Genomic DNA, 23,098 nt, shown 5'->3' with positions numbered 1-23,098 from the left:
CCGGGGCGGGCCCGAGCGCTTATCGCGGGGGTCCCACAGCGCCCGCGCCCCACCGGGCGCGGGGGCGCTCTGCTTTTTACCAATGCGTGTATGCCCCCGTGCTGTACATCCGCCACTCCGCACCACGCCGATTCACCAACCCCTTCATCACCTTGCCCTGCGAGCGCGTCCACGCCATCCACGCCGCTTCCAGGGTCGGGAAGGTGGTGACCGCCTTCGGGTTGTTGATCAGCTTCACCACCGACGAGCGTGCGAAGTTGCCGCCGCCGATGTTGAAGCACAGGATCACCAGCGCATCGAACTGGCACTGGCTCTGCGTTACCGTGATGGCCCGGCTCACCGCCTGCTCGAACGGAGCCAGGTCCTGGCGCAGCAGGGCTTCGGCCTGCTCCAGGGTGACACCTCCGCCAAGCCGCTCCCATTCGTTGCGCAGGATCAGGTGGCCATAGCCCACCGTGGCTCCCTGCACCCACGCCGAGATCGGCTTGCCGGTCTGGTCGTCATAGGGTTGCAGCCGCTGTCCTTCCACCTTCTTGAGCCACTCGATGCCCTGCGGGCTCAGCGTCATTGCGTTCATTGCATGTCCTCATGGGTCTGGGCGCATCCAGGAGAGGTCGTCGTGCCAACCGGATCAGCGGCGGTCGGGCAGCTTGAAGCCGATGTAGGTGCCCGAGCTCAGTCCCATCAGTCCCAGCAGGGTGGGGCTGAGCTCGGGCATGCTCAGGTTGTTGTAGACATCGGAAAGGAAGATCACCCCGAGAATCAGGGTGAAGGCGAAGATCTGGAACCGGTCGAAGCGGTAGCCGGTCTCGTCCGAGAGCAGGTCGTGCAGCAATCCCTGCGAGACAGCCGAGGTCGCTTCGACACCGGCCGCCGGCGTTCCCGAATCGATGACCGCCTCACTCAAGGCGGTACCGGCGCTGATCCCCAGCAGTGCCAGCAATGACGGGTTGATGGTGTCGGTGGCATCGGTGATCAACCAGATTGCGGTGTAGGACAGGTAGATCAGGAAGAACCACACCGCCATCTGGAAGCGGCCCAGGTCGTACGGCGCATCCGCCCACGGCCCGGGCTTGCGGATGATGCTGGTGGTGCGCGCCAGGTGCACGAACACCGCCAGGGTCACCACCACCAGACCCAACGCAATGCCGCCATAGACCGGCGAGATCACCGTCAGCTCCACCCGGCCGCTGCCGGTCAACGCGGTGTCGAACGGCGAACCGTCGGCCGGCCCGACGCTGAAACTCACTTTGCGACGCAGCCCCTCGGGCGACCCGAGCAGGTCGGTCCACACCGTCTTGCTGTCGTCGCTGATGCGCAGGTGGAACAGCACCCGGCCGTTGGCCAGGTCCACCGACTCGGGGGTGTTGCCCACCAGCGCACGGCCCTCGATGAACGGCACCAGCTGGCGGGGGTCATGGTCCACCGCCCACACCGCCAGGTCATCCACCTGCGCGACGATGGTGTAGTCCAGCTCAAGGTGGCCATGCAGCGCGCTCACCCGCGGCCCCGGCTCGACCGGCTGCGCGGCGGCGCTGGGAACCAGCCACGTCAGCAGCATCGACAACGCGATCGCGACCAGCACGGCCAGGCCGCGCAGCAGGGCGGTGATGCAGCGACGCCGATACGCGCGCGCAGGATCAACTTCGCCGGGAAGGGAATCGGGCGTGGGCTCAGGACGGGTCATGCGGCCTCCGTGGTGGTTTGTTCCGCGGTGTGCGTGCAACGTGCACCGGCTCGGCCGGTACCACGACGATGCTGGAGGCGCTGTAGGGGAACACGCCCAGGTCGGAGACCTCGCCTTCGCCGGTTTCTGGAAACACCTGTCGCCGGTGCCCGGCAATCACCCGTTCCACGGTGATCTGGTCGGCGAGTGCGGCCATCCGCAGCGGCTGCGCGAACACCTCCACGCCCAGGTCCAGTCGCCCCGGGCCGCTGACCGGCTGCACGAACACCAGCTCCACCGAGCGCCCCGGGTCCACCGCGTGCCAGCCCGAGGAGGTCTGATCGAAGGAAAACAGCGCACTGCGTCCGTCGCGTGCCGGCTCCAGGTGGAACGGACGCAGCCCGATCGGCAGCACCACCGGCGACTGCCGCAGCAGTGTGTTGCGCAGCCAGGGAGCCTGCGCACCTTCCTCCACCGCCATGCCGATCTGGATGTCCAGCACCGCAAAGGTCAGCTCGCCGACATTGGTGATGGTGATGGTGTGGCGGCTGTCGATGCTGCCGTCGACGGCCGGTTCCAGCTCGGTGGCGATCGACACCGTGGCCAACGCGCGCTGTTGTTCCCACAGCACCGGGCGCGCCGACAGCCACGCATCCAACGCGATCACGAACGAAACCCCTGCAATGGTGAGCGGCAGCGCCTGTTCGGCGACCAGATGCAGCAACTTGACCACGCGCTCGCGCCAGACCGACGGCGGACGGGGTTTGCCACGCGGGGAGCGTGCACCGGTCCTCATGCCGGCGTCGCCGGCAACACGTGTGCATCGATGCCCAGGATCAGGCGCTCGCCCACCTGCCCGGGCACCGCCGCACGCAGCGGCGTCACTTCATGCCACAGCGGCGAGCCGGCGTCAGGCTGGAAGATGCCTTCGCCTTCCTGCAGTTCGCGTTCCAGCAGCACCGGGCCGATGCTGCCGCGCTGTACCCGCGACACGCCGCCGTTGACACCCCGGCGGCGCACCACCAGTGCGGACACGATGTAGTCGGCTCCGTCCTGGTGCAGGCCCTCCGGAGCCGGCTCTGCGGGCTGCGCGCCGTCGGCCACGGTCAGCATCTGGTGCACCGCCATCGCCACTGCCGTGGCTCCGCAGCGCAGGTGGATGGTTTCGGCAATGCCGCTGAGAAAACGCAGCATGTCCGGGTGATAGGTCAGCGCGGTGGCCATCGGCGCGAACACCCGCACCGGGGTGCGCCCGGCGACCGCCGGCTGCTCGAAGCGGGTGTCGGCCAGCGGCTGCAGCTGCCAGCACTGGTGGCCATGCCGGTGCAGCGTGTACTTGCGCAGGCTGCGACGCCGATGCGGGCCGATCCGCAGCAGGCCTTCACGCAGCAGGCTGGGCAGGCTGTCCAGCAACGCGGTCCAGGACGGATCGTCGGCATCGCCGTGGCACTGCTCCAGTGCCGCGCGCTGGTGGCTGTCGAGCACGCTGCGATACCGCTCCAGTCGCTGCCGACGTCGCCGGGCCACGTCCCAGGTATCCCACGGCAAAGCGTCGGCATGGGACGCCAGCAGGGTCAGGAAGTCAGCGGTCAGGCCCAGTTGTTCGATCCGGAACACGCGCGGCCGGGCGCGCTGCTCGGTGGCGCGCGGCAGCGGCATGCCCAGGCAATGGACCGGATGCAGCGGTGGGGAAGAGGGGACGACAGCGGATGACACGGGCGCGGCGCGCATGGGTTTCACGCATCAGGTAGGGGTGTACGTGCTGTATAGCCACGCCGGCCAAACCCCATTGCGCGTGCGGTTGCACGCGCTTGGCCGGGTCATCCAACCCGCTTCAGCCGCGCTCCGGATACATCGCGTAGCGCAGGCCGAGCACGCCCATCAGCGCTTCGTCGCGGGCCTTGCCAGCGGCCACGGTCTGCACGCGCTGCAGCGATGCATCCAGCTGTGCCTGCAGTGCCGGGGGCGCAGGCAGGAGCCGGCGTTGCACCACCTGTGCACGATAGTGCGCGGCCACGGCGTCCAGAATCGCCTCCACCGCCTGTCGGCTGGTCTCTGGCAGCTCATGCCGGGCCCGGCGCAGCTGCAGGATGTTCAGGCCGATACGCGCCTCGGTCAGCATGTCCACCGAGGCCAGGTCGCTGCCTGCGGGTGCGGCAGCCAGTCGTGGCGCGAGCAGCCCCAGCAGATCCAGCATCCGTGCGGCGAACTGCTGGCGGTCCTGCTGGCCACGGCCCTGCGCGGCGTCGGCGAGCGTGCTCCAGCCCTGGCGTACCAGCCGGCGCGCGGTCCATTCCGCGCCGACCGAGCGGAACAGCCGGGTCATCACCACCGCAAAGCCGATGCCGATGAACATCGCCACCGACGAATTGATGAAGCTCTGGATGTTGGCGCTGTAGGTGTTCTGCACGTTCAGCAGCGCGACCAGATTGACCGTCAGCGGCAGGCCGATCAGCGCGGTCTGCGGCCGATGCAGCAGCAGGCCCAGCGGCAGGAATACCACCGCCAGCACCAGTGCCAGGCTGCCGAAGTCATGTACCGCCGGGAAGACGCCGAACAGATACACACCCGCGACCAGGCTGGCCACGATCGCCCACAGCAGGAACGACAACATGCTCGGTGCCGGGTCATCCTGCGCGGCGAAGAAGGCGGCTGCCACCGCGGCCATCATCGCGCCATTGCCGCCCCCCTCCCAGCCCAGCGTGATCCACAGCACGCAGTAGGTCATCAGCGCCACGCCGGCGCTCGCGGCCGAGAACAGCGCCATGCCGTAGTCGACGTGGCGACTGTGGCGGGTGGGGGTGGCACGGATGCGGTAGTGCGCGGTATCCAGCGGGGCGGTCCCCTGCTCGATGGCCTGCTGCAGCGTGCTGCAGTCCTGCCACAGGTCCACCAGTTCCTCCAGCCGCAGCAGCAGGGTGACCAGCAGCAGGTGATCGAGCTCGCCGTCCACCGCCGGCTTGAGTGCCAGGATGCGTTCGCGCAGCACGGCGTACTCGCTGGCGCTGGAGCGGCCCGGGCGTTCCAGCCACTGCGCGATATCGTTGACCAGCGCTTCCAGCCCCGGTGGCAGCGGACGACCACCGGCACGCAGCGCACCCAGCCGGTCGGCAATCGAAGACAGCACCGGCAGCATCAGCAGCATGCGCTCGCGCAGCCGTTCCATCGATACCGCCGCGCCGGCGTGGCGCGGGTCATCGCGGCGCAGGAACTCGATCAGTGCCTCGAACTGCACCAGGTCGGCGGCCAGCCGGTTGCGCGGCGCGTGTGCCTGGCCGCGCAGCAGGATCTGACGGCACCATTGCGCGGCATCGCCCATCCAGCTGCCAATGCGGGCGCGCAGCATCGGCTGTACCGAGGTCGGGAAGAACAGCGAGGCAAACAGCACCGCCACTACCGTGCCCAGGATGATCTCTTCGCTGCGCGCGACCACTGTGTCGAAGATGGTGTCCGGCGAGGTCACCGCCGGGAAACCGATGAACGCCGTGGTGTAGCCGGCCAGCAGGAAGGCGTAACCCCGTGGCCCGCGGTTGAGCAGGGCGATGAACAGGCAGGCCGTCAGCCACAGCGACATCGCCGCGCTCAACAGCAGCGGCGCCTCCACCAGGTGCGGCAGCATCCACAGCGTGGCCGCGCCGGCAATGAGGGTGCCGAGGATGCGATACGCGCCTTTGGCCCGGGTCGGTCCCAGCATCGGCTGGGTGACGATGTAGACCGTGGCCATCGCCCAGTACGGACGCGACAGATTGCCGGCCAGCCCGATGTACAGGGCGGCCAGCGCGGCCAGGAAAGTCTTGACCGAGAACGTCCAGGCTTGCCGATCCAGCAGAAGCGTGGGTTTATTCATTGCGGCCCGCGGTCACGGCGTCGGCATTCCAGCCGCCACCCAGCGCCAGGAACAGATGGATCTGATCACGCGACACCTGCGCCTGGGCCTGGGCCAGGGTGGCATCGGCCGAGGCCAGGGTGCGGTCGGCGTCGAGGCTGGACAGGTAAGGCGTGCGCCCGCCCTGATAGAGCCGGCGGTTCTGCGCCGCTGCCAGTGCGGCCTGCTGCTGTGCCTGCTGCAGCGACTGCACCCGGTCCAGGTCATGCGCGTAGCGGCTCAGTGCGGTCTGGGTTTCGCGCAGCGCCTGCAGCACGCTGCTGTCGAACTCGGCCAACGCGGCGTCGGCTCCGGCTTCGGTGGCGTGAATGCGGGCGCGGGTGCCCGAGGAGGGCAGGGTCCAGGAGATCAGCGGGCCGAACGACCATTGCCGGGTCATCGCATTGCCGAAGTCCTCCAGCAGACCGGCGGCACCGGCCGAGGCCCCGAGGCGGATGTCCGGGTACAGCTCGGCGGTGGCCACGCCGATCCGCGCCGTGGCGGCGGCCAGCCGGCGCTCGGCCTGGCGGATGTCCGGACGGCGCTGCAGCAGGGCGCGGCCGTCGCCGACCGGCAGCGGCTGTGCGAGGGTGGGTGCCTCCGCACAGTCGGCCACGCCGGAGGGCAGCTGGCCCGGGGTGCGGCCGAGCAGGGCGCTCAGCTGGTACTCGGACGCCTGGCGCTGTGCGCGCAGCGGCGGCAGAGCGGCTTCCAGCATTGCCACCTGTGCATTGGCGCGGGCCAGTTCCGGCGGCGTGCCACGGCCAGCATTGATCAGGCGCTGGGTCACCTCGCGGCTGCGCTGCTGCAGCTCCAGCGAATGCTCGGCGACATGCAGTTCGTGATTGGCGTGGCAGATCTCGACATAGCTGCCGGCGACCTGGGCCACCAGTGAGACCCGGGCCAGATCCATCGCCGCTGCGGTGGCCTGTTCGTCGGCACGGGCGGCTTCTGCACCGCGCTTGAGCTTGCCGAACAGGTCGAACTGGTAGGACACCGCGAACTTGCCGTCGGCCAGGTTGATCGGTGGCAGCTCGTGTTCCTGCAGGAAAGACTCGGCGGACAGCTGCGCGCGGCTCACCCCGGCCTCGGCCTCGTACTCGAAGCCACCGGCATCCATCGCCTGTTCGTAGACGGCGGCCGCGCGGCGCAGGTTCGCGTCGGCGACCTTCAGCTCGACGTTGTCGCGCAGGGCCTGTTCCACCAGCCCGTTGAGGGTGGCGTCCTGGTACAGCTCCCACCAGCGCGGCGGCAGTTCAGCGCCGGCGGCGACCTGTGCGTTGCCGGTGTCGAGGAAGGCGGCGTTCGCCTCAGGCCGCTGGAACGCGGACCCGGCCGGCAGCTGGTAGTCCGGGCCGACCGTGGCGCAGGCGGTCAGGCTGGCCACGGCCAGCCCAAGCAGCACGTGCTTGAAGCGCAACCGGTTCACAGTGCCGCCTGCGCCGGGTGTGCCGGCTGCGACGCAGTGCCATCCGGCTCGATGGTCACGGTGGCGGTGCGCCCGGCGATCAGGGTCACGCCTTCCGGCACGGCATCAATCTGGATGCGCACCGGAATGCGCTGGGCCAGACGCACCCAGTCGAAGGCCGGCGTCACGTTCGGCAGCAGGCTGCTGCCCTCGCTGCGGTAACGGTCTTCGATGCCGGCGGCGATGCTCTGCACGTGCCCCTGCAGGGGCTGGGACTCGCCCATCAGCCGGATGTCGACCTTCTGACCGGCATGCACGCCACGCAGGCGGGTTTCCTCGAAGTAGCCGTCAATCCGGAACGAGCCGGTGTCCAGCACCGCCATCACCGGATGGCCGGCGGTCACGTAGTCGCCGGTGCGCACGGTGCGGTCGTTCACGTGGCCGTCGCTCGGGCTGCGCACCTCGGTGCGGGCCAGGTTGAGTTCGGCCAGGTCCACCGCCGCCTGGGCGGTGGCCATGCCGGCCTGTGCGGCCTGCAGCTTGGCGCGGCGCACTTCGGCGTCCTCGGCGGCCACCAGATCCTGCAGGCTGCGGTCGCGGGCGGTCTCGCGGCGCAGCTGCTCGTAGCTGGCGCGGCGCTCACCCAGGGTCGCGCGGGCATGCTCCAGCGCGATGCGGTAGCGCTCGCGGTCGACCACGAACAACACCTCGCCGCGCTTCACAGCCTGGTTGTCGGCCACTTTCACCGCTTCCACCAGCCCGGACACGTCCGGCGCGACCTGGACCACGTCGGCGCTCACATGCGCGTCGCGGGTCCAGGGCTCGTCCATGTAGTACGACCACAGGGTGCGCAGCACCAGCAGCGCGGCAATGACGGCGGCAACGGTCACCACGACCGGCACGGTGTGTTTGAGGATCTTGTTCACGAGTGCATCCAACGCATCAGGGAAAACAACCCGCCAAGCACGATCACGTACACGGCCAGGTTGAACAGGGGCGGGTGCCAGATGTGGCGGTAGGCTCCGGTGCGCTGCAGGACCAAGCGCAGCCCGCTCTTGAGCAGGTAGGCCAGCAGCATCAAGGCCAGCAGGGTCGGGACGAACACACCGTGGAGACTGAATTCACCGTACATCGGGCAAAGGTTCTATCGGAGGAATGGGACAGGCCCGACGCCGCAGGGCGGCACCGGGCTACACAACAGCGGGTATCGGCGGCTTACGTCACGCGTTCGGCGGCGTCGGCCAGCAGCTGCCACAGCTTCAATACGGTGCGCAGCTCGTCCGTACTGAGCTCGCCGAACACCTGCTGGCGCAGGCCGATCAGCTGGGTTTCCAGCTCGCTGACCAGGGCTTCGCCCTTGTCGGTCAGCCACAACAGATTGGCGCGGCGGTCGCTGGCGTCGCATTCGCGGCGGACCAGGTCGCCGGCCGACAGCTTGTCGAGCAGGCGCACCAGCGACGGTCCTTCCATGCCCAGCTGCTGGGCCAGGGTCACCTGGCGGATGCCACCTCCGGCGCGGCCGATCATCAGCAGCGGCATCGTGCAGGCGGCGGAAATGCCATAGCTGCCCAGCGCCTGGTCGGCCAGACGCTGCCACTGCCGGCCCGAATGGAGCAGGCCGGAGCTGAGCTGCATCTGCAGCTGGGTGCGTTCGTCGAGGGTGCGCTTCATGGGCGGGGTCGCTTCGGAATATAGATAGGATACTACTAATTCGTTTGCTATCAATACCCGCAGCCCAACCGGACCCCAACGGGGGTGGGGACGCCCGAGGGGTCGGTCGGGTACGATGCTCGCCCCCCTTCAGGGTGCTGTAGGCAATGAGCAAGAAAGACAACGACGCGAATCCGGTCTCCCAGGCCGAAGCTGAATCGGCGGTGCGCACCCTGCTGCGCTGGGCCGGCGAAGACCCCACCCGTGAAGGGCTGCTGGATACCCCGCGGCGCGTCGCCGAAGCCTATGGCGACTGGTTCAGCGGCTACAAGGACGATCCGCGCGCCTATCTGGAGCGCACCTTTGAAGAGGTCGCCGGCTACGACGAGCTGATCGTGCTGCGTGACATCGAGTACGAAAGCCACTGTGAACACCACATGGCCCCGATCATCGGCCGCGTGCATGTCGGCTACCTGCCTGACGGCAAGGTGGTGGGCATCAGCAAGCTGGCCCGGGTGGTCGAAGCCTACGCGCGCCGCTTCCAGGTGCAGGAAAAGATGACCGCGCAGATCGCCCAGTGCATCCAGGACGTGCTGCAGCCGATCGGCGTGGGCGTGGTGGTGGAAGGCGCACACGAGTGCATGACCACCCGTGGCATCCACAAGCGCGGCGTCAGCATGGTCACCTCCAAGATGCTGGGCAGCTTCCGCGAGGATGCACGCACCCGCGCCGAGTTCCTGCGCTTCATTGAAGTGGGCGGCAAGCGCTGAGCCCGGTCGCCGCCCGCCTGCGGGCATCCGACCCTGCATTGACCCGACGGCGTGGCCCGGTGCCACGCCGTGATCTGCGTGGAACTTCCGCTGCATGAAGCATCGCGAACGCATCACCCGTTACCGCCATCTGCGCGAACAGCCACAGTGGAAGCTGCTGGCGGCCGCCAACGCCCCGGAAATCATCGGCCTGCTGCAAAGCCTGCTGATGGACGGCGAGCGCACCCTGTCGTCGGCCGTCCTGCATGAGCGCCTGCAACGCGCGCTGGACCAGCTCAACGGCGAGGAGCTCTCGCGCGAGCTGCCGCGCACCGCCCAGGCCTACATCGCGCACTGGTTGGCGCAAGGCTGGCTGGAGCGCCGCCTGCCGGAAGGGGCCGACCAGGAGCAGTACGAACTGTCGACCCAGGCCCTGCAGGCGATCCGCTTCGCCGACAGCCTGGAGCAGAGTCGCGTGGCGGCCACCGAAAGCCGGCTGGCGCTGGTGATCGAACAGCTCTCGCAGCTGGCCGCACAGACCGAAGCCGATCCCGATGCGCGACTGCTGGCGCTGCAGGACGAACGCGACCGCATCGACGCCGAGATCGCCCGGGTGGGCGAGGGCAGGGTGGCGGCATTGGACGGCAAGCGCGCGCTGGAGCGTGCACGCCAGATCATCGGTCTGGCCGACGACCTGACCGAAGACTTCCGCCGCGTCCGCGACGACTTCGAACGCCTCAACCGCGAGTTCCGCGAACGCATCATCGACGATGAAAGCGAACGCGGTGACGTGCTGTCGCAGCTGTTCGAGGGCGTCGACGTGATCGGTGAAAGCGACGCCGGACGCAGCTTCCAGGCGTTCTGGCGGCTGCTCAACGACGCCGAGCAGAGCGCCCAGCTCGACGCCGCGCTGGAAAAAGTGCTGGCGCGCGGTTTCGCGCGCCGCCTGGACCGCAACGAACGCGCGTTCCTGCGCGGCTTCACCGGCACCATGCTCGAGCGTGGCGGCCAGGTGCACGACGTGCTGCAGAACTTCGCCCGCAGCCTGCGTGGCTTCGTGCAGAGCCGTGGCTATCTGGAACAGCGCCGGCTCAACCAGCTGCTCAAGCAGGCGCAGTCCGAAGCCCTGGCACTGCGCGATGACTTCGCCGCGCAGCGTCCGATCGGTCGCGACCTGCAGCTGACCACCAGCCGCCTGCGCTCGTGGTCGCAGTGGAAGCTGCATGACCCGCGCAGCGCCCAGGTCGACGGCAGCGTGCTGCGCAACGATGCCGCCGCCATCAGCCTGGAAAGCGTGGGTGATCTGGTGGCGTCCTCGGAAATCGACTTCCGCACGCTGCGCCGCGACCTGCATGAACTGCTCGGCGCGCAGCCGAAACTGAGCATCGCCCAGGCCTTGTCGCAGCGCGAAGCGCCGCAGGGGCTGGGCAGCGTGATCGGCTACCTGTCGCTGGGCACCCGCCACGGCGTGGTGGTCGACGGCGAACAGGAAACCGCACATTGGCGTGGCGGCGATGGACAGTGGCGACGTGCCCGCATCCCGCTGGTTTGGTTCACCCAGGAGAAACGCCATGAACTGGCATGAAGAGTCCACCGATACGGGCGCTGACAACGAAGCGACCGTGGATGACCTGTACGACGCGGAACCGGTGGTGGTCACCCCGCTGCCCAAGCGCGGCAACGACGTCTACTACCTGGGCGATACCGGCCGGCTGCCGCTCGACGCGCGCCGCGCGCTGTGCCAGCTGCTGATCGGTCCCAGCATCGACCAGCTGCGCCACGCCAAGCTGTGGCCGGCGCTGATCCGCAGTGAAGCGGCGATCCGTTCGGCGCTGTCGGACCTGTTCCTGGAACTGGTGCTCGACCGCGACAGCGGTGTGGCCTTCACCCGCCAGGCCGACACCGAAGACGTGGACGCGCCGGTGCTGCTGCGCACCTCGCCGCTGACCTTCATCGATTCGGTGCTGCTGCTGTACCTGCGCCAGCAGCTGGCCGAGGCCGACGCACGCGGCAACCGCGCGGTGGTCGCCGACGCGGAGATGGCCGAAGCGCTGGCCATCTATGAGAAGAACCTGTCCACCGACCGCGCCGGCTTCAACCGCCGTGTCGCGGCGGCCGTGCAGAAGATGAAAGACACCCACATCCTGACCCGCCTGGCCGGCCAGGAAGACCGACATGAAGTGTCGCCGGCGCTGAAGCTGCTGTTCTCCGCCGAAGACGTCTCCGCGCTGTCCACGGTGTACCGCCAGTTGCGCGACACCCCGGCGGCTGAGGCCTGAGAGAGTTCCACATGGCAATTTCCAAGCACACGCCCGCCCTGTTCACCGACGGCCTGCCTGACCCGCGCCTGCAGCAGTTCCGCATGCGCCGCCTGCAGGTCCACAACTGGGGCACCTTCAACGGCCTGACCGAAGTGCCGATCGCCGAGAAGGGCTTCCTGTTCGTCGGCCGTTCCGGCTCCGGCAAGTCCACCCTGCTCGATGCGATGTCGGCGGTGCTGGTGCCGCCGGCCATCGTCGACTTCAACGCCGCCGCCCGCGAGGCCGAGCGCAGTGGGCGTGACCGCAACCTGGTCTCCTACGTGCGCGGCGCGTGGGCCGACCAGCAGGACAAGGGCACCGGCGAGATCGCCACCCAGTACCTGCGCAAGGGCGCGACCTGGACCGCGCTGGTGCTGGAATACCGCAGCGGCGATGGTCGCGTGGTCAGCCTGGTGCGTCTGTTCTGGATTTCCGGCAACGGTGCTGCCGCCGCGGACGTGCGCAAGCACTACCTGGTGGCTGAGCGTCCGTTCGACATCGCCAAGGACCTCGGCGGCTTCGACCTGGACCTGCGCAAGCTCAAGCAGCGCCTGGCCGACGTGCATCATTTCGACAGCTTCGCCGGCTACGCCGAGCGCTTCCGCCACCTGCTCGGCATCGACAACGAGATGGCGCTGCGCCTGCTGCACAAGACCCAGTCCGCCAAGAATCTGGGCGATCTGAACGTGTTCCTGCGTGATTTCATGCTCGACACGCCGAACACCTTCAACGCCGCCGAGCGGCTGGTGAATGACTTCGCCGAGCTCGACGGTGCGCATCAGGCGGTGGTCACCGCGCGACGCCAGGTCGAAACCCTGCTGCCGGCGCGCGAGCACTACAACGATCTGAAGGCGATGCACCGTCGTCGCGGTGACGAGGAACTGCTGAAGCTGGGCATCGACAGCTTCCGTGAAACCCGCCGTCAGCAGCTGCTGGAAGCGCGCCTGCACGAGCTGGAGGTCCGCGACCGTGGCCTGCTCGGCGAAGAAGCCCAGCGCCGCGCTGCGCTGGACAACCACACCGAGCGCCTGGGTGAACTCGAACTGCAGCGCCGCCAACAAGGTGGCGAGCGCATCGAGGAACTGGAACGCGAACAGGGCCGTGCGGAAGCCGAGCGTGACCGCCGTCAGGCCAAGCGCGAGCAGGCCCGGCAGTCAGCGCAGAAACTGCAGGCGACGCTGCCGGACACCGCGCAGGCGTTCGCCGAACTGATCGACAAGGCCCAGGGCGAGCTGCAGGACCGTCAACGCGCCTCGGCGGCGCTGGATGATGCGATCAGCGAACGCCTGGGCGGCAAGCGCGACGACGAGCGCCGCTTCGCCGAAGTGCGCAGCGAGCTGGAAGCGATGGAACACAATCCGTCCAGCATTCCGGCACCGCTGCAGAAGCTGCGTGCCCGGCTGGCAGAGGAAACCGGCGTACCGGAAGCGTCGCTGCCGTTCGTCGGCGAACTGATCCAGGTCCGCCAGGACCAGGCGGCCTGGCAGGGGGCGATCGAACGCGTGCTGTTTGCTTTCGCACAGTCGCTGCTGGTCGACGACCGCCATTACAACGAGGTCGCCGACTGGGTGAACCGCACCCACCTCGGCATGCGCTTCACCTTCTACCGCGTGCGCCGCAACGACGAGGCGCTGGCGCGTTCGCCGTCGGCACGCTCGCTGCTGCACAAGCTGGACCTGCGCGACAGCAGCTTCGAGCCGTGGCTGCGCCGCGAGCTCGGCAAGCGCTTCGACTACGAGTGCGTGGATGCGCGCGAGCTGCGCAATGTCGAGCGCGGCATCACCCGCGAAGGCCAGGTCAAGCACCCGGGCGACCGTTTCGAGAAGGACGACCGCAGCGCGGTCAACGACCGTCGTCGCTGGCTGCTGGGCTTCAACAACCGCGACAAGCTGGCGGTGTACCAGAAGGAAGGCCAGGAACTGGCCAAGCGCATTGCCGGCTGCGACGCCGACATCGCGCAGCTGCGCTCGCAGCGCGAAAGTGACAACGATCGCCGCCTGGCCTGCAACCAGCTGGTCAACCTCGGCTGGGACGAAATCGACGTCGCTACCCCGCTGCAGCGTCTGTCCGACGTGGAAGCCAACCTGCGCGAACTGCGCGAGGGCAACGCCGACCTGGCCCGCCTGGCCAAGCAGATCGATGCCACCCGCGCCGACATCGAGCAGGCCCGCCGCACCTACGAAGACACCCGCGTTGAGCGTGGGCAGCTGGTCAAGGAACGCGACCGTCTGGATCGCGCGCGTCAGCAGAGCCGGGCGCTGGTGTTGCCGGCACTGGGCAGCACCCAGGAAGCCGGCCTGCAGCAGCGCGTGGAGGCGATGGGTCCGCTGAGCCTGGAAACGCTCGAAGCGAACATGCGCCAGATCAGCAACGCGCTCAACGAACAGCTGTCGTCCTCGCAGCAGGACGTGAACAAGGTCGAGAACCTCCTGCTGGGCTGCTTCCGCCGCTTCGTACAGGGCTGGCCGGAAGAGTCGGGCGACTTCACCGTGTCGGTGGCCTCGGCCGACGACTTCCTGGCCCGCCTGGCGCGCCTGGAACGCGACGGCCTGCCGCAACACGAAGAACGCTTCTTCGACCTGCTGCAGAACCAGAGCAAGAACAACCTGCTGGCCCTGCAGCGTCACAGTGCCGAGGCCCGCAAGTCGATCGGCCAGCGCCTGGATGAAGTAAACGCCAGCCTCGAGCAGGTACCGTTCAACCGCGGCACGCTGCTGACCATCGAACTGAGCGACCGCCGTTTGCCGGAAGTGCTGGAATTCCACCAGCAGCTGCGCGACGTGCTCTCGCACCACCAGACCGAGCAGCGCGAGGTCGCCGAAGCCCAGTTCGCGGTCCTCCGTGAGCTGGTCAAGCGCCTGGGTTCGCAGGAAGGCGAAGACAAGCGCTGGCGCGAGAACGTACTGGACGTACGCCTGCACGTGGAATTCATCGGCGTCGAGCTGGACGCGGCCACGCGCCAGCAGGTCGAAATCTACCGCAGCGGTGCCGGCAAGTCCGGCGGCCAGCGCCAGAAGCTGGCGACCACCTGCCTGGCCGCCGCACTGCGCTACCAGTTGGGTGGTGCGGAAAGCCAGCTGCCCAGCTACGCAGCGGTCGTCCTCGACGAAGCCTTCGACAAGGCCGACAACGAGTTCACCGCACTGGCGATGAACATCTTCGACAACTTCGGTTTCCAGATGGTCGTGGCCACCCCGTTGAAGTCGGTGATGACCCTCGAACCCTTCATCGGCGGTGCCTGCTTCGTCGAGATCAGCGGCCGCCACGACTCCGGCGTGTTGCTGATCGAGTACGACGAGGAAGGCAAGCGCCTGAAGCTCCCCGAGCGTTCACGGCAGGCTGCTGAAGTCGAGGCTTGATCGCCAACGGCGGCGTTTCGGTTCATCCGTGCAGGGGGCCTACGGGCAACCCCGTTCCGGGACACGCCGCAAGTACGTCCATGTAGGCTACTCCACGGCATCCATGCCGTGGAGTGTCCCTCCAGGGGTCACCCGCAGGCCCCCTCTCATGCACCGCGCAATGCGGCCGGGAAACGCGATTCCGCCGTTGATCTCCCGTGGCCACCGAAACACTGTCGTGGCGGGTCGGGGTGGGCTAGAGGGGGCGTGAGCCGCATGGATGCGGCGACCGAGCTTACAGGGACGTACTTGCAGCGTCCCCCGGAACGCCCATCCCGATCCGCCAACACAGGGAACCGATGACCACGGGCTGTTCGCCAAGAACCAACAGCAGCCGGGCAGAGCCCGGCGATACGTAGATCCCGCAATCGCAGCCACGCATCGGGCACGCAGGAATCACCCGGCGAACGTATCCCAACCCATGCGCGCGATCAGCACCACCACCAGGCCCACGAACAGCTTGCGGATGAACGGTGTGCCGCCGCGCAGTGCCAGTCGCGTGCCCACCACCGAGCCGGTGATGTTGGCCAGCGCCATCGGCACCGCGAACAACCACAGGATGTTGCCGGTCGGCACGAAGAACGAGATCGCCGCCACGTTGGTCGCCAGGTTCACCACCTTCGACGCCGCCGAGGCGCGCAGGAAATCCAGGCCGAAGAAGCGGACGAACAGGAAGATCAGGAAGCTGCCCGTGCCCGGGCCAAAGAACCCGTCGTAGAAGCCGATCGCCGCGCCGATCGCCAGCGCCGTCCACAGCTCCTTGCGGCCGATCTCACGCGGGCGGTGCAGCGCGCCGAAATCCTTCTTCCACAGGGTGTACCCCAACATCGCAATCAGCAGCACCAGCACCAACGGGCGCACCGCATCCTTCGGCAGCAGGCTCACCGCCGTCGCCCCCGCAAACGAGAACACAAACGCCGTGCCCGCCGCGAACAGCACCGGCTTCCAAGGGAAGCGAACGTTGCGCGCATAACGCCATGCCGCCGCCCCCGTGCCGAACATCGAACTGAACTTGTTGGTGCCAAACAACATCGCCGGCGTGTGCTGCGGCAATACCGTGAACAACCCCGGCAGCTGCACCAGCCCCCCGCCACCCACCGCCGCATCCACCAGCCCGGCAATGAACGCAATTGCCACCAACCACCACAACTCGGGAGGAACCAGCTCCAGCACGGCACGGACTTCGCAGGGAAAGGCGCGCCAGCATACGCCGTTCCGGGCACAATGGCCGCATGAGCAAAACCCCTGCCGAAACCTGCCCCTGCGGCCGCACGCTGGCCTACGCCGCCTGTTGTGGCCAGTACCACGCCGGAGCCACCGCGCCCGATGCCGAGGCCCTGATGCGCTCGCGCTACACCGCCTATGTGCAGGAGCGCGCCGACTATCTACTCGCCAGCTGGCACCCCCAGACCCGCCCTGAAAGCCTCGGCTTCGATGAAGCCCCCAGCCAGCGCACCCGCTGGCTCGGCCTCACCGTGCACGAACATGCCCAGTCCGATCCCGACCATGCCCAGGTGCGATTCACCGCCCGCTACAAGGTCGGCGGCGGCAGTGCGGTGAAGATGCAGGAGCACAGCCGGTTCGAGCGTATCGACGGCCGCTGGTTCTACCTCGACGCGTTGCCCTGATCGCGACCGGCCGCGCCTATTCACTTCGCGGCTGTAACACAACGTGACGGCCGCCGTGACGGTGCGCTCACCGTCGCTGTCTGATCCTGAAGCGATGAACACCGTCGCCGCAACACCGCAGGCCACCCACGCGCTGGCCGAGCACTTCCGCGCCGTCCGCGGCCGCAGTCTCGCCCTGGCCGCGCCGCTCAGCGCAGAAGATGCCATGGTCCAGAGCATGGCCGACGCCAGCCCGACCAAGTGGCATCTGGCCCACACCAGCTGGTTCTTCGAGCGCTTCGTGCTCGGCAGCCAACCCGGCCACGCCCCGTTCAATGCCGACTGGCACTACCTGTTCAACAGCTACTACCAGAGCATCGGCCCCGCACACGCCCGCCCACAGCGCGGCCTGCTGTCACGTCCTTCGCTGGAGGAGGTGCGCGACTATCGCCGTCGCGTCGACGCCCAGGTCATCGACCTGCTGCAGCGTGACGCGCTCGACGGCGAGGCCTGCAACCAGCTGCTGCTCGGCCTGCATCACGAGCAGCAGCACCAGGAATTGCTGCTGACCGACATCAAGCACGCCCTCTGGTCCAATCCGCTGCAGCCGGCCTACCGCGACGATCTCCAGCGCAGCACCGGTGCCGCAGTACCGATGCGCTGGTTGCCGGCGGAGGAGCGCATCGTGGAGATCGGTGCGCCCGCGTGGCCGGCACACCCCGACTTCGCCTATGACAACGAATCACCCGTGCACCGCGTACTCGTGCCTGCGCATGTGCTGGCCAACCGACCGGTCAGCAACGCCGAGTACCGCGCCTTTGTACTGGACGGCGGCTACCGCCAGGTGGCGCACTGGATGAGCGAAGGCTGGACCCTGGTGCAGAACGAAGGCTGGCAGCACCCGCTGTACTGGGACGATGCGCTCGAGCGCGAGTTCACCCTCGGTGGCTGGCGCGCCCTGGATCCGGATGCCCCGGTCTGCCACCTCAGCTACTTCGAGGCCGATGCCTACGCCCGCTGGGCCGGCGCACGACTGCCCACCGAATTCGAATGGGAAGCCGTCGCGCAGACCCTGCCAGTGCAAGGCAACTTCGCCGACAGCGATCACCTGCACCCATGCGCGTCCAGCGGCGAGAACGGGGACGGCGCTCAGCCGCTGCAGTTGTTCGGCGACGTCTGGGAGTGGACCAGCAGCGCCTACGGTGCCTATCCGGGATTCCAGCCCTTCGCCGGCAATCTCGGCGAATACAACGGCAAGTTCATGTGCGGGCAATGGATCCTGCGCGGAGGCAGTTGTGCGACCCCGGCCGGCCATGTGCGGCCCAGCTATCGCAACTTCTTTGCGCCATCGGCACGCTGGCAGTTCGCCGGGCTGCGCCTGGCCCGGGCGCTGGCATGAGCACCGTCAGCGACGCGCTGGATGCGCTCACCGACCTGCAGCCCGACCGCGCGCGGATCACCGCGGACATCCTGCACGGGCTGTCGCAGCAGCCGCGCCAGCTGCCCTCCAAGTACTTCTATGACGCCCGCGGCTCGGCGCTGTTCGAGCAGATCACCCGCCAGCCCGAGTACTACCCCACCCGCACCGAACTACGCCTGCTGCAGGAGCGTGCTGCTGACATCGCCGACGTGGTGGGCCCGCATCTGCACGTGGTCGAGCTCGGCAGCGGAAGCGGGCGCAAGACGGAGATCCTGCTGCAGGCGCTGGTCGACCCGGTGGCCTACACCCCCATCGAGATCTCGCGCGCGGCCCTGCTCGACAGCGTCGCGCGGCTGGCTCCCGCGCTGCCGGAGATCGAAATGCTGCCGGTCTGCGCCGACTTCACCCGCCCGGTGCAGCTGCCCGAACCCGAGCGTGAGCCAGCGCGCCGGCTGATGTTCTTCCCCGGCTCGACGCTGGGCAACTTCGCTGGAACCGAAGCCGTGGCGTTGCTGCGCGCCATGCGCCAGACCATGGGCGAGGACGGTCTGGCCCTGATCGGCATCGACCTGCACAAGGACCCGGCGTTGATCGAGGCCGCCTACAACGATGCGGCCGGGGTCACTGCGGAATTCACCCTGAACCTGCTGCGCCGGCTCAACCGCGAGATCGGCAGCGACTTCGCGCTGGACGGCTTCGTCCATCAGGCCCGCTACAGCGTAGAGCGGCTGCGCATCGAGACCGATCTGGTCAGCCTGCGCGAGCAGCAGGTGCACGTGGGCGGGCGGGTCTTCGACTTTGCTGCCGGCGAGGCCCTGCGCGTGGAGTACAGCCACAAGTACACCGACGCCAGTTTCGCCGCGCTGGCCGCCGAGGCTGGCCTGCGCGTCACGCACTGCTGGGATGCGACAGCACCGGCGTTCGGCCTGCGTCTGCTGCAGCGTGCCTGAAGCACGTTCTCTGCCGCTATCATGCGGGTTCACTTGGCTGCAGGGATTCTTGCCAATGAAGTGCACCATCGCGTGCCTGCTGGGAGGGCTGGCGCTGAGCAGTGTCGCGCAGGCTGCCGACCCCGCGTTTGACCGCTGCCTGGCCGGCATCCAGACCCAGGCGCTCAAGCAGGGCGTCAGCACAGAGGGCTTCACCCGGCTGACCGCCGGGCTCACCCCGGACATGAGTGTGCTGCCACTGCTGGATGCACAGCCGGAGTTCACCACCCCGCTGTGGGACTACCTGGCCGCGCTGGTGGACAGCCAGCGGGTCGACGACGGGCGCGCGCGCCTGACCCAGCACCGTGATCTGCTGGCTACCGTTTCAGCCCAGTACGGCGTCGATCCGGCCACGATCGTCGCGGTCTGGGGCGTGGAGAGCGACTACGGTCGCGTGTTCGGCAAGCGTCCCCTGCTGCAGTCGCTGGCCACGCTGAGCTGCAACGGTCGCCGTCAGCCGTTCTTCCGGGGCGAGCTGCTGGCCCTGCTCAAGCTGCTCGATGCCGGCGATCTGAGTGCGGAAGGTCTGACCGGCTCCTGGGCCGGTGCGTTTGGCCACACCCAGTTCATGCCGTCCACCTATGCGCGCATTGCCGTGGACGGCGATGGCGACGGTCGCCGCGATCTGGTCGCCAGCATTCCCGACGCCTTGGCCTCCACCGCCAACTATCTGAAGAAGGCAGGCTGGCGCACCGGTCAGCCCTGGGGCATGGAAGTCACGATTCCGGCCGGCTTCAACGCCGCGCTGGCCGGTCGCACCCAGCGCAAGCCGCTGGCCGACTGGCGTGCGCTCGGCATCGTACCGGTGGGGGGCGGTGCACTGGCCCCGGCCGGGCTTCCCGCCGATGCCAACGCCGCCCTGCTGCTGCCTACTGGTCCCAAGGGCCCGGCCTGGCTGGTGTTCCGCAATTACGACGCGATCTACGCCTACAACGCCGCCGAAAGCTACGCACTGGCCATTGCCACCCTGGCCGACCGGCTGCGTGGAGGGACCGGCACCGTCGCCGCCTGGCCTACCGACGATCCCGGCATCGGCCGCACCGAGCGCCGCGAACTGCAGACCCTGCTGTTGGCGCGCGGTCATGACATCGGCGCGGCCGACGGCATGATCGGTACCGCCAGCCGCCGTGCCATCCAGGTCGAGCAGCAGCGGTTGGGGCTGACCCCGGCCGATGGCCGGGCCGGCCAACGCATTCTCACCGCCCTGCGCACCGCGCCTCCACCTCCAGCTGCGACCCCTGCCATGCCCGAATCCACTGTGTTCACCTTGCCGCCCAACCGCGCCCGCTACCTGCAGTCGCCCGCGGGCCCCACCGCTGCGCTGCCAAAGCTGGAAGGGCTGAGCCTGGGCAACGTGCAGGGCTTCCCGGCGTGGAAGGTGGAAACGCCGCACGCGACTGCCGCCATTTCCGTGTTTGGCGGCCAGCTGCTCTCGTACGTGCCCAAGGGCGGGCAGGACGTGATGTGGCTGTCGCCCAGCGCGCAGGCCCTGCCGACCCCGATCCGCGGCGGCACCCCGGTGTGCTGGCCGTACTTCGGTCGACAGGGGCAGGGGACGGATGTTCCCTCCCACGGCTTCGTGCGCGACCTGCCCTGGACCCTGCAGCAGGCCCGCCGCGAGGCCGACGGCACCGTCGTGCTGACTCTGGCTCCGCCCGCACTGGAATCGCTGGACCTGCAGCTGAGCATGCAGCTGCGCATCGGCCGCACACTGGAGCAGCAGCTGATCACCCGCAACACCGGTTCGCAGACGATCAGCTTCACCCAGGCGCTGCATAACTACTTCAAGGTCAGCGACGCCACCCAGGTCAGTGTGTCCGGCCTCGATGGGCTGAGCTACCTGGACAAGTTCGAGAACTACGCTACCCCGCGCACCCAGCAGGGCGACTGGTCGCTGCGCGATCCGCGCGACCCCGGCCGCAGCGATCGCATCTACACCCAGGCCGCAGGCCGTTACCTGCTGAAGGACCCGGGCCTGAAGCGCAGCATCGCCATCACCACCCAGGGCAGCCGCACGCTGGTCGCCTGGAACCCAGGCGAGGCCGGTGCCGCGAAAATGGCGGATGTGGGCAAGGGCTGGCGTGACTACGTCTGCCTGGAAGCAGCCAACGCGGGTCCGGACGTGGTCACCCTCGCACCCGGTGCGCAGCATGTGCTGCAGCAGCGCTTCGAGGTGACTCCCTTATGAGCAGTGAACGCAACCCGGTCGATGACCGCCCGCTGGACGCCGCCGGCAACCCCTACGCGGCGCCGGACACCGAACTGTCGGACCTGCCGAGCGAGGCGGAGGTGGCCGAAGCCGTCTCCCTGATTGACCGGTACCCGCTGCTGGCCCGGGCCGTGGACAACAACTTCTACACCTACGCGAAGCGCTGGCATCTGGGGGAACCCAATGGCCGCATGGCCCGTCCCTGGCATTGGCCGGCGCTGTTCTTCGATGTCTACTGGTTGCTGTACCGGAAGATGTACCTCGCCGCGCTGGGCTTCTTTGGCCTGGCCTTCATCGTCGGCGGGGTGATCGCCCTGCTGCCGGAATTCGAGGTGGCGGCCCTGATGGTCATGTTGGCGCTGAAGCTGGCGTTGTGTGTCAGTGCCAACCAGCTGTACCGCTGGCACTGCTACCGGCTGATCGCCCGCCAGCAGCGCCGTCACCCCGATCAGCCCGAGCGGGTGCAGGCGGAAGTCCGCCGTCGCGGCGGCACCAGCGCCTGGGCCGTGGTGCTGGGCCTCATCGTGATGGGCGCGATCAACGTGCTGGCTGAGGCCTGACCCGCAGCGCCAGCAGGCAGATCGCGCCGGCCACCAGCCCCCAGAACGCCGAGCCGATTCCGGCCAGCGAGATCCCGGAGGCGGTCACCAGGAAGGTGACCAGCGCTGCCTCACGGTCGGTCTCCTCGCGCAGGGCCATGGCCAGACTGTTGGCGATGGTGCCAAACAGTGCGATGCCCGCCACACAGGCCACCAGTTCGCGCGGGAAGGCGGCGAACACCGCCGCCACTGTCGCACCGAACAGGCCGACCACGATGTAGAAGGCACCGGCGGCCACCGCAGCGGTGTAGCGCCGCGCCGGATCCTCATGCGCCTCGCGGCCCATGCAGATCGCCGCGGTGATCGCTGCCAGGTTCAGCCCATACGCCCCAAAGGGGGCCAGCGCCGTGTTGACCACGCCGATCCAGCCGATCACCGGCGAGACCGGGGTGTCGTAGCCGGAGGCCCGGATGACCGCCACCCCGGGAATGTTCTGCGAGGCCATGGTGACCATGAACAAGGGCAGGGCAATGCCGAATACCGCCGGCCACGACAGGGTGGGCAGGGTAAACACCGGTACCGCCAGCTGGAGGTGGACATCGCCGGTGTGCAGCAGACCCTTGGACGCGGCCACGCCGACGCCGACCAGCAGCGTGGCAATCACCGCATAGCGCGGGAACAGACGGCGGCCCACCAGCCAGGTGAAGAACATCGCCAGCGCCATCCCCAATTGGGTGCCCATGGAGACGAACACATCCAGACCGAAGCGCAGCAGCACACCGGCCAGCATGCCGGCGGCCAGTGCCATGGGCACACGCTGCATCACCTTGGCGAACACACCGGAGAAGCCGGCGATCATGCCCAGCGCAGCGGCGAGTACGAACGCGCCGATGGCGTCGCTGTAGCCCACGCTGCCGGCACCTACCACGAGCATCGCCGCACCCGGGGTGGACCATGCGGTCACCACCGGCATGCGATAGCGAAGCGAGAGTCCAATGCAGGTCACGCCCATGCCCAGTCCCAACGCCCACATCCATGACGCAATCTGCGCCTGGGTAGCACCGACCGCCTGTGCGGCCTGGAACACGATCACCGCGGAACTGGCAAAGCCCACCAGGACGGTGATGAAGCCTGCCACCACTGCAGGCAGGGACACATCGCGCAACAACGAACGCCGGGCACTCACTGACATCTCTTCTGCATCCATGACCTAGCTGATGGCGCATGGTGGCAAGTCCTGCGGCGGCCCCCCCCCCCCCCGGGGGCCCGGCGCCGGGGGTTGGGTGGGCCCCCAGGGG

General features: G+C 68.3%; 20 protein-coding genes. 9 read left to right on the top strand and 11 right to left on the bottom strand.

Annotation, left to right across the window (positions count from 1 at the left end; all coding sequences use genetic code 11):
* Positions 1-76: 76 nt before the first annotated feature.
* From QMX83_RS11020 to QMX83_RS10980, 9 genes are all read right to left on the bottom strand, one after another.
* On the bottom strand, positions 77-577 hold the full coding sequence (locus QMX83_RS11020; protein WP_282296677.1) for a lysozyme: 501 nt from the start codon (positions 575-577) through the stop codon (positions 77-79).
* A gap of 54 nt (positions 578-631) precedes the next feature.
* Complete coding sequence (locus QMX83_RS11015) at positions 632-1,687, bottom strand: hypothetical protein (protein ID WP_282296676.1); 1,056 nt, start codon at positions 1,685-1,687, stop codon at positions 632-634.
* Entirely contained in the window at positions 1,674-2,462 is a 789-nt protein-coding gene (locus QMX83_RS11010; RefSeq protein WP_282296675.1) for a hypothetical protein, read from the bottom strand. Before QMX83_RS11010 ends, QMX83_RS11015 begins: the two co-directional genes overlap by 14 nt.
* Entirely contained in the window at positions 2,459-3,325 is an 867-nt protein-coding gene (locus tag QMX83_RS11005) for a 2OG-Fe dioxygenase family protein (protein WP_282296674.1), read from the bottom strand. Before QMX83_RS11005 ends, QMX83_RS11010 begins: the two co-directional genes overlap by 4 nt.
* Positions 3,326-3,500: 175 nt before the next feature.
* On the bottom strand, positions 3,501-5,513 hold the full coding sequence (locus tag QMX83_RS11000) for an FUSC family protein (protein ID WP_282296673.1): 2,013 nt from the start codon (positions 5,511-5,513) through the stop codon (positions 3,501-3,503).
* Positions 5,506-6,960, bottom strand: a complete 1,455-nt coding sequence (locus QMX83_RS10995; protein ID WP_282296672.1) for an efflux transporter outer membrane subunit — start codon at positions 6,958-6,960, stop codon at positions 5,506-5,508. Before QMX83_RS10995 ends, QMX83_RS11000 begins: the two co-directional genes overlap by 8 nt.
* Positions 6,957-7,865: an HlyD family secretion protein gene (locus QMX83_RS10990; RefSeq protein ID WP_282296671.1), complete on the bottom strand. Its 909-nt coding sequence runs from the start codon at positions 7,863-7,865 to the stop codon at positions 6,957-6,959. Before QMX83_RS10990 ends, QMX83_RS10995 begins: the two co-directional genes overlap by 4 nt.
* Positions 7,862-8,071 (bottom strand): DUF1656 domain-containing protein, encoded by a 210-nt coding sequence (locus tag QMX83_RS10985; RefSeq protein ID WP_282296670.1) that lies wholly within the window; start codon positions 8,069-8,071, stop codon positions 7,862-7,864. The genes QMX83_RS10990 and QMX83_RS10985 overlap by 4 nt, the downstream gene beginning before the upstream one ends.
* Positions 8,072-8,154: 83 nt before the next feature.
* Positions 8,155-8,610: a MarR family transcriptional regulator gene (locus QMX83_RS10980; RefSeq protein ID WP_282296669.1), complete on the bottom strand. Its 456-nt coding sequence runs from the start codon at positions 8,608-8,610 to the stop codon at positions 8,155-8,157.
* Positions 8,611-8,756: 146 nt separating this feature from the next.
* On the opposite strand from QMX83_RS10980, the gene folE reads away from it, so the two are divergent.
* From folE to QMX83_RS10960, 4 genes are all read left to right on the top strand, one after another.
* Positions 8,757-9,359 carry a GTP cyclohydrolase I FolE gene (gene folE / locus QMX83_RS10975; protein WP_125361243.1) on the top strand — a complete coding sequence of 201 codons (603 nt, stop codon included), beginning with the start codon at positions 8,757-8,759 and terminating at the stop codon, positions 9,357-9,359.
* Positions 9,360-9,453: 94 nt separating this feature from the next.
* Positions 9,454-10,923 (top strand): DUF3375 domain-containing protein, encoded by a 1,470-nt coding sequence (locus tag QMX83_RS10970; RefSeq protein WP_282296668.1) that lies wholly within the window; start codon positions 9,454-9,456, stop codon positions 10,921-10,923.
* A complete protein-coding gene (locus tag QMX83_RS10965; protein ID WP_282296667.1) occupies positions 10,910-11,617 on the top strand; it encodes a DUF4194 domain-containing protein in 708 nt (235 codons plus the stop codon). Before QMX83_RS10970 ends, QMX83_RS10965 begins: the two co-directional genes overlap by 14 nt.
* Before the next feature lie 11 nt (positions 11,618-11,628).
* Positions 11,629-14,997 (top strand): ATP-binding protein, encoded by a 3,369-nt coding sequence (locus tag QMX83_RS10960; RefSeq protein ID WP_282296666.1) that lies wholly within the window; start codon positions 11,629-11,631, stop codon positions 14,995-14,997.
* A gap of 435 nt (positions 14,998-15,432) precedes the next feature.
* Here QMX83_RS10960 and QMX83_RS10955 read toward each other — a convergent pair whose 3' ends face one another.
* Positions 15,433-16,209 carry a sulfite exporter TauE/SafE family protein gene (locus QMX83_RS10955; protein ID WP_282296665.1) on the bottom strand — a complete coding sequence of 259 codons (777 nt, stop codon included), beginning with the start codon at positions 16,207-16,209 and terminating at the stop codon, positions 15,433-15,435.
* A gap of 59 nt (positions 16,210-16,268) precedes the next feature.
* Between QMX83_RS10955 and QMX83_RS10950 the strand changes: the two genes are divergently transcribed.
* The 5 genes from QMX83_RS10950 to QMX83_RS10930 all read left to right on the top strand — a co-directional run bounded on the left by QMX83_RS10950 (position 16,269) and on the right by QMX83_RS10930 (position 21,821).
* Entirely contained in the window at positions 16,269-16,664 is a 396-nt protein-coding gene (locus QMX83_RS10950) for a YchJ family metal-binding protein (RefSeq protein WP_282296664.1), read from the top strand.
* A gap of 94 nt (positions 16,665-16,758) precedes the next feature.
* Positions 16,759-18,042 carry an ergothioneine biosynthesis protein EgtB gene (egtB, locus tag QMX83_RS10945; protein ID WP_282296663.1) on the top strand — a complete coding sequence of 428 codons (1,284 nt, stop codon included), beginning with the start codon at positions 16,759-16,761 and terminating at the stop codon, positions 18,040-18,042.
* Positions 18,039-19,013 (top strand): L-histidine N(alpha)-methyltransferase, encoded by a 975-nt coding sequence (gene egtD, locus QMX83_RS10940; protein ID WP_282296662.1) that lies wholly within the window; start codon positions 18,039-18,041, stop codon positions 19,011-19,013. The genes egtB and egtD overlap by 4 nt, the downstream gene beginning before the upstream one ends.
* 55 nt (positions 19,014-19,068) lie before the next feature.
* Complete coding sequence (locus tag QMX83_RS10935; protein ID WP_282296661.1) at positions 19,069-21,240, top strand: lytic murein transglycosylase; 2,172 nt, start codon at positions 19,069-19,071, stop codon at positions 21,238-21,240.
* A complete protein-coding gene (locus QMX83_RS10930; protein ID WP_282296660.1) occupies positions 21,237-21,821 on the top strand; it encodes a DUF2628 domain-containing protein in 585 nt (194 codons plus the stop codon). The genes QMX83_RS10935 and QMX83_RS10930 overlap by 4 nt, the downstream gene beginning before the upstream one ends.
* Here QMX83_RS10930 and QMX83_RS10925 read toward each other — a convergent pair.
* The gene (locus tag QMX83_RS10925; RefSeq protein ID WP_282296659.1) at positions 21,799-22,992 is read right to left on the bottom strand and encodes a benzoate/H(+) symporter BenE family transporter; all 1,194 of its coding nucleotides are present in this window, start codon (positions 22,990-22,992) and stop codon (positions 21,799-21,801) included. The genes QMX83_RS10930 and QMX83_RS10925 overlap by 23 nt on opposite strands.
* Between the last annotated feature and the right edge of the window lie 106 nt (positions 22,993-23,098).

The organism is Stenotrophomonas sp. PS02289 (genome assembly GCF_029960115.1).
In the GTDB taxonomy this organism is placed as follows: domain Bacteria; phylum Pseudomonadota; class Gammaproteobacteria; order Xanthomonadales; family Xanthomonadaceae; genus Stenotrophomonas.
Note: the sequence above shows the minus strand (reverse complement) of the source record. Positions and strands in the feature narration are given on the sequence as shown.

Coding starts and splice junctions, on each gene's coding strand:
- QMX83_RS11020 (WP_282296677.1), bottom strand. CDS start 577: ATGAACGCAATGACGCTGAGCCCGCAGGGCATCGAGTGGCTCAAGAAG.
- QMX83_RS11015 (WP_282296676.1), bottom strand. CDS start 1,687: ATGACCCGTCCTGAGCCCACGCCCGATTCCCTTCCCGGCGAAGTTGAT.
- QMX83_RS11010 (WP_282296675.1), bottom strand. CDS start 2,462: ATGAGGACCGGTGCACGCTCCCCGCGTGGCAAACCCCGTCCGCCGTCG.
- QMX83_RS11005 (WP_282296674.1), bottom strand. CDS start 3,325: ATGCCGCTGCCGCGCGCCACCGAGCAGCGCGCCCGGCCGCGCGTGTTC.
- QMX83_RS11000 (WP_282296673.1), bottom strand. CDS start 5,513: ATGAATAAACCCACGCTTCTGCTGGATCGGCAAGCCTGGACGTTCTCG.
- QMX83_RS10985 (WP_282296670.1), bottom strand. CDS start 8,071: ATGTACGGTGAATTCAGTCTCCACGGTGTGTTCGTCCCGACCCTGCTG.
- QMX83_RS10980 (WP_282296669.1), bottom strand. CDS start 8,610: ATGAAGCGCACCCTCGACGAACGCACCCAGCTGCAGATGCAGCTCAGC.
- folE (WP_125361243.1), top strand. CDS start 8,757: ATGAGCAAGAAAGACAACGACGCGAATCCGGTCTCCCAGGCCGAAGCT.
- QMX83_RS10970 (WP_282296668.1), top strand. CDS start 9,454: ATGAAGCATCGCGAACGCATCACCCGTTACCGCCATCTGCGCGAACAG.
- QMX83_RS10965 (WP_282296667.1), top strand. CDS start 10,910: ATGAACTGGCATGAAGAGTCCACCGATACGGGCGCTGACAACGAAGCG.
- QMX83_RS10960 (WP_282296666.1), top strand. CDS start 11,629: ATGGCAATTTCCAAGCACACGCCCGCCCTGTTCACCGACGGCCTGCCT.
- QMX83_RS10950 (WP_282296664.1), top strand. CDS start 16,269: ATGAGCAAAACCCCTGCCGAAACCTGCCCCTGCGGCCGCACGCTGGCC.
- egtB (WP_282296663.1), top strand. CDS start 16,759: ATGAACACCGTCGCCGCAACACCGCAGGCCACCCACGCGCTGGCCGAG.
- egtD (WP_282296662.1), top strand. CDS start 18,039: ATGAGCACCGTCAGCGACGCGCTGGATGCGCTCACCGACCTGCAGCCC.
- QMX83_RS10935 (WP_282296661.1), top strand. CDS start 19,069: ATGAAGTGCACCATCGCGTGCCTGCTGGGAGGGCTGGCGCTGAGCAGT.
- QMX83_RS10930 (WP_282296660.1), top strand. CDS start 21,237: ATGAGCAGTGAACGCAACCCGGTCGATGACCGCCCGCTGGACGCCGCC.
- QMX83_RS10925 (WP_282296659.1), bottom strand. CDS start 22,992: ATGTCAGTGAGTGCCCGGCGTTCGTTGTTGCGCGATGTGTCCCTGCCT.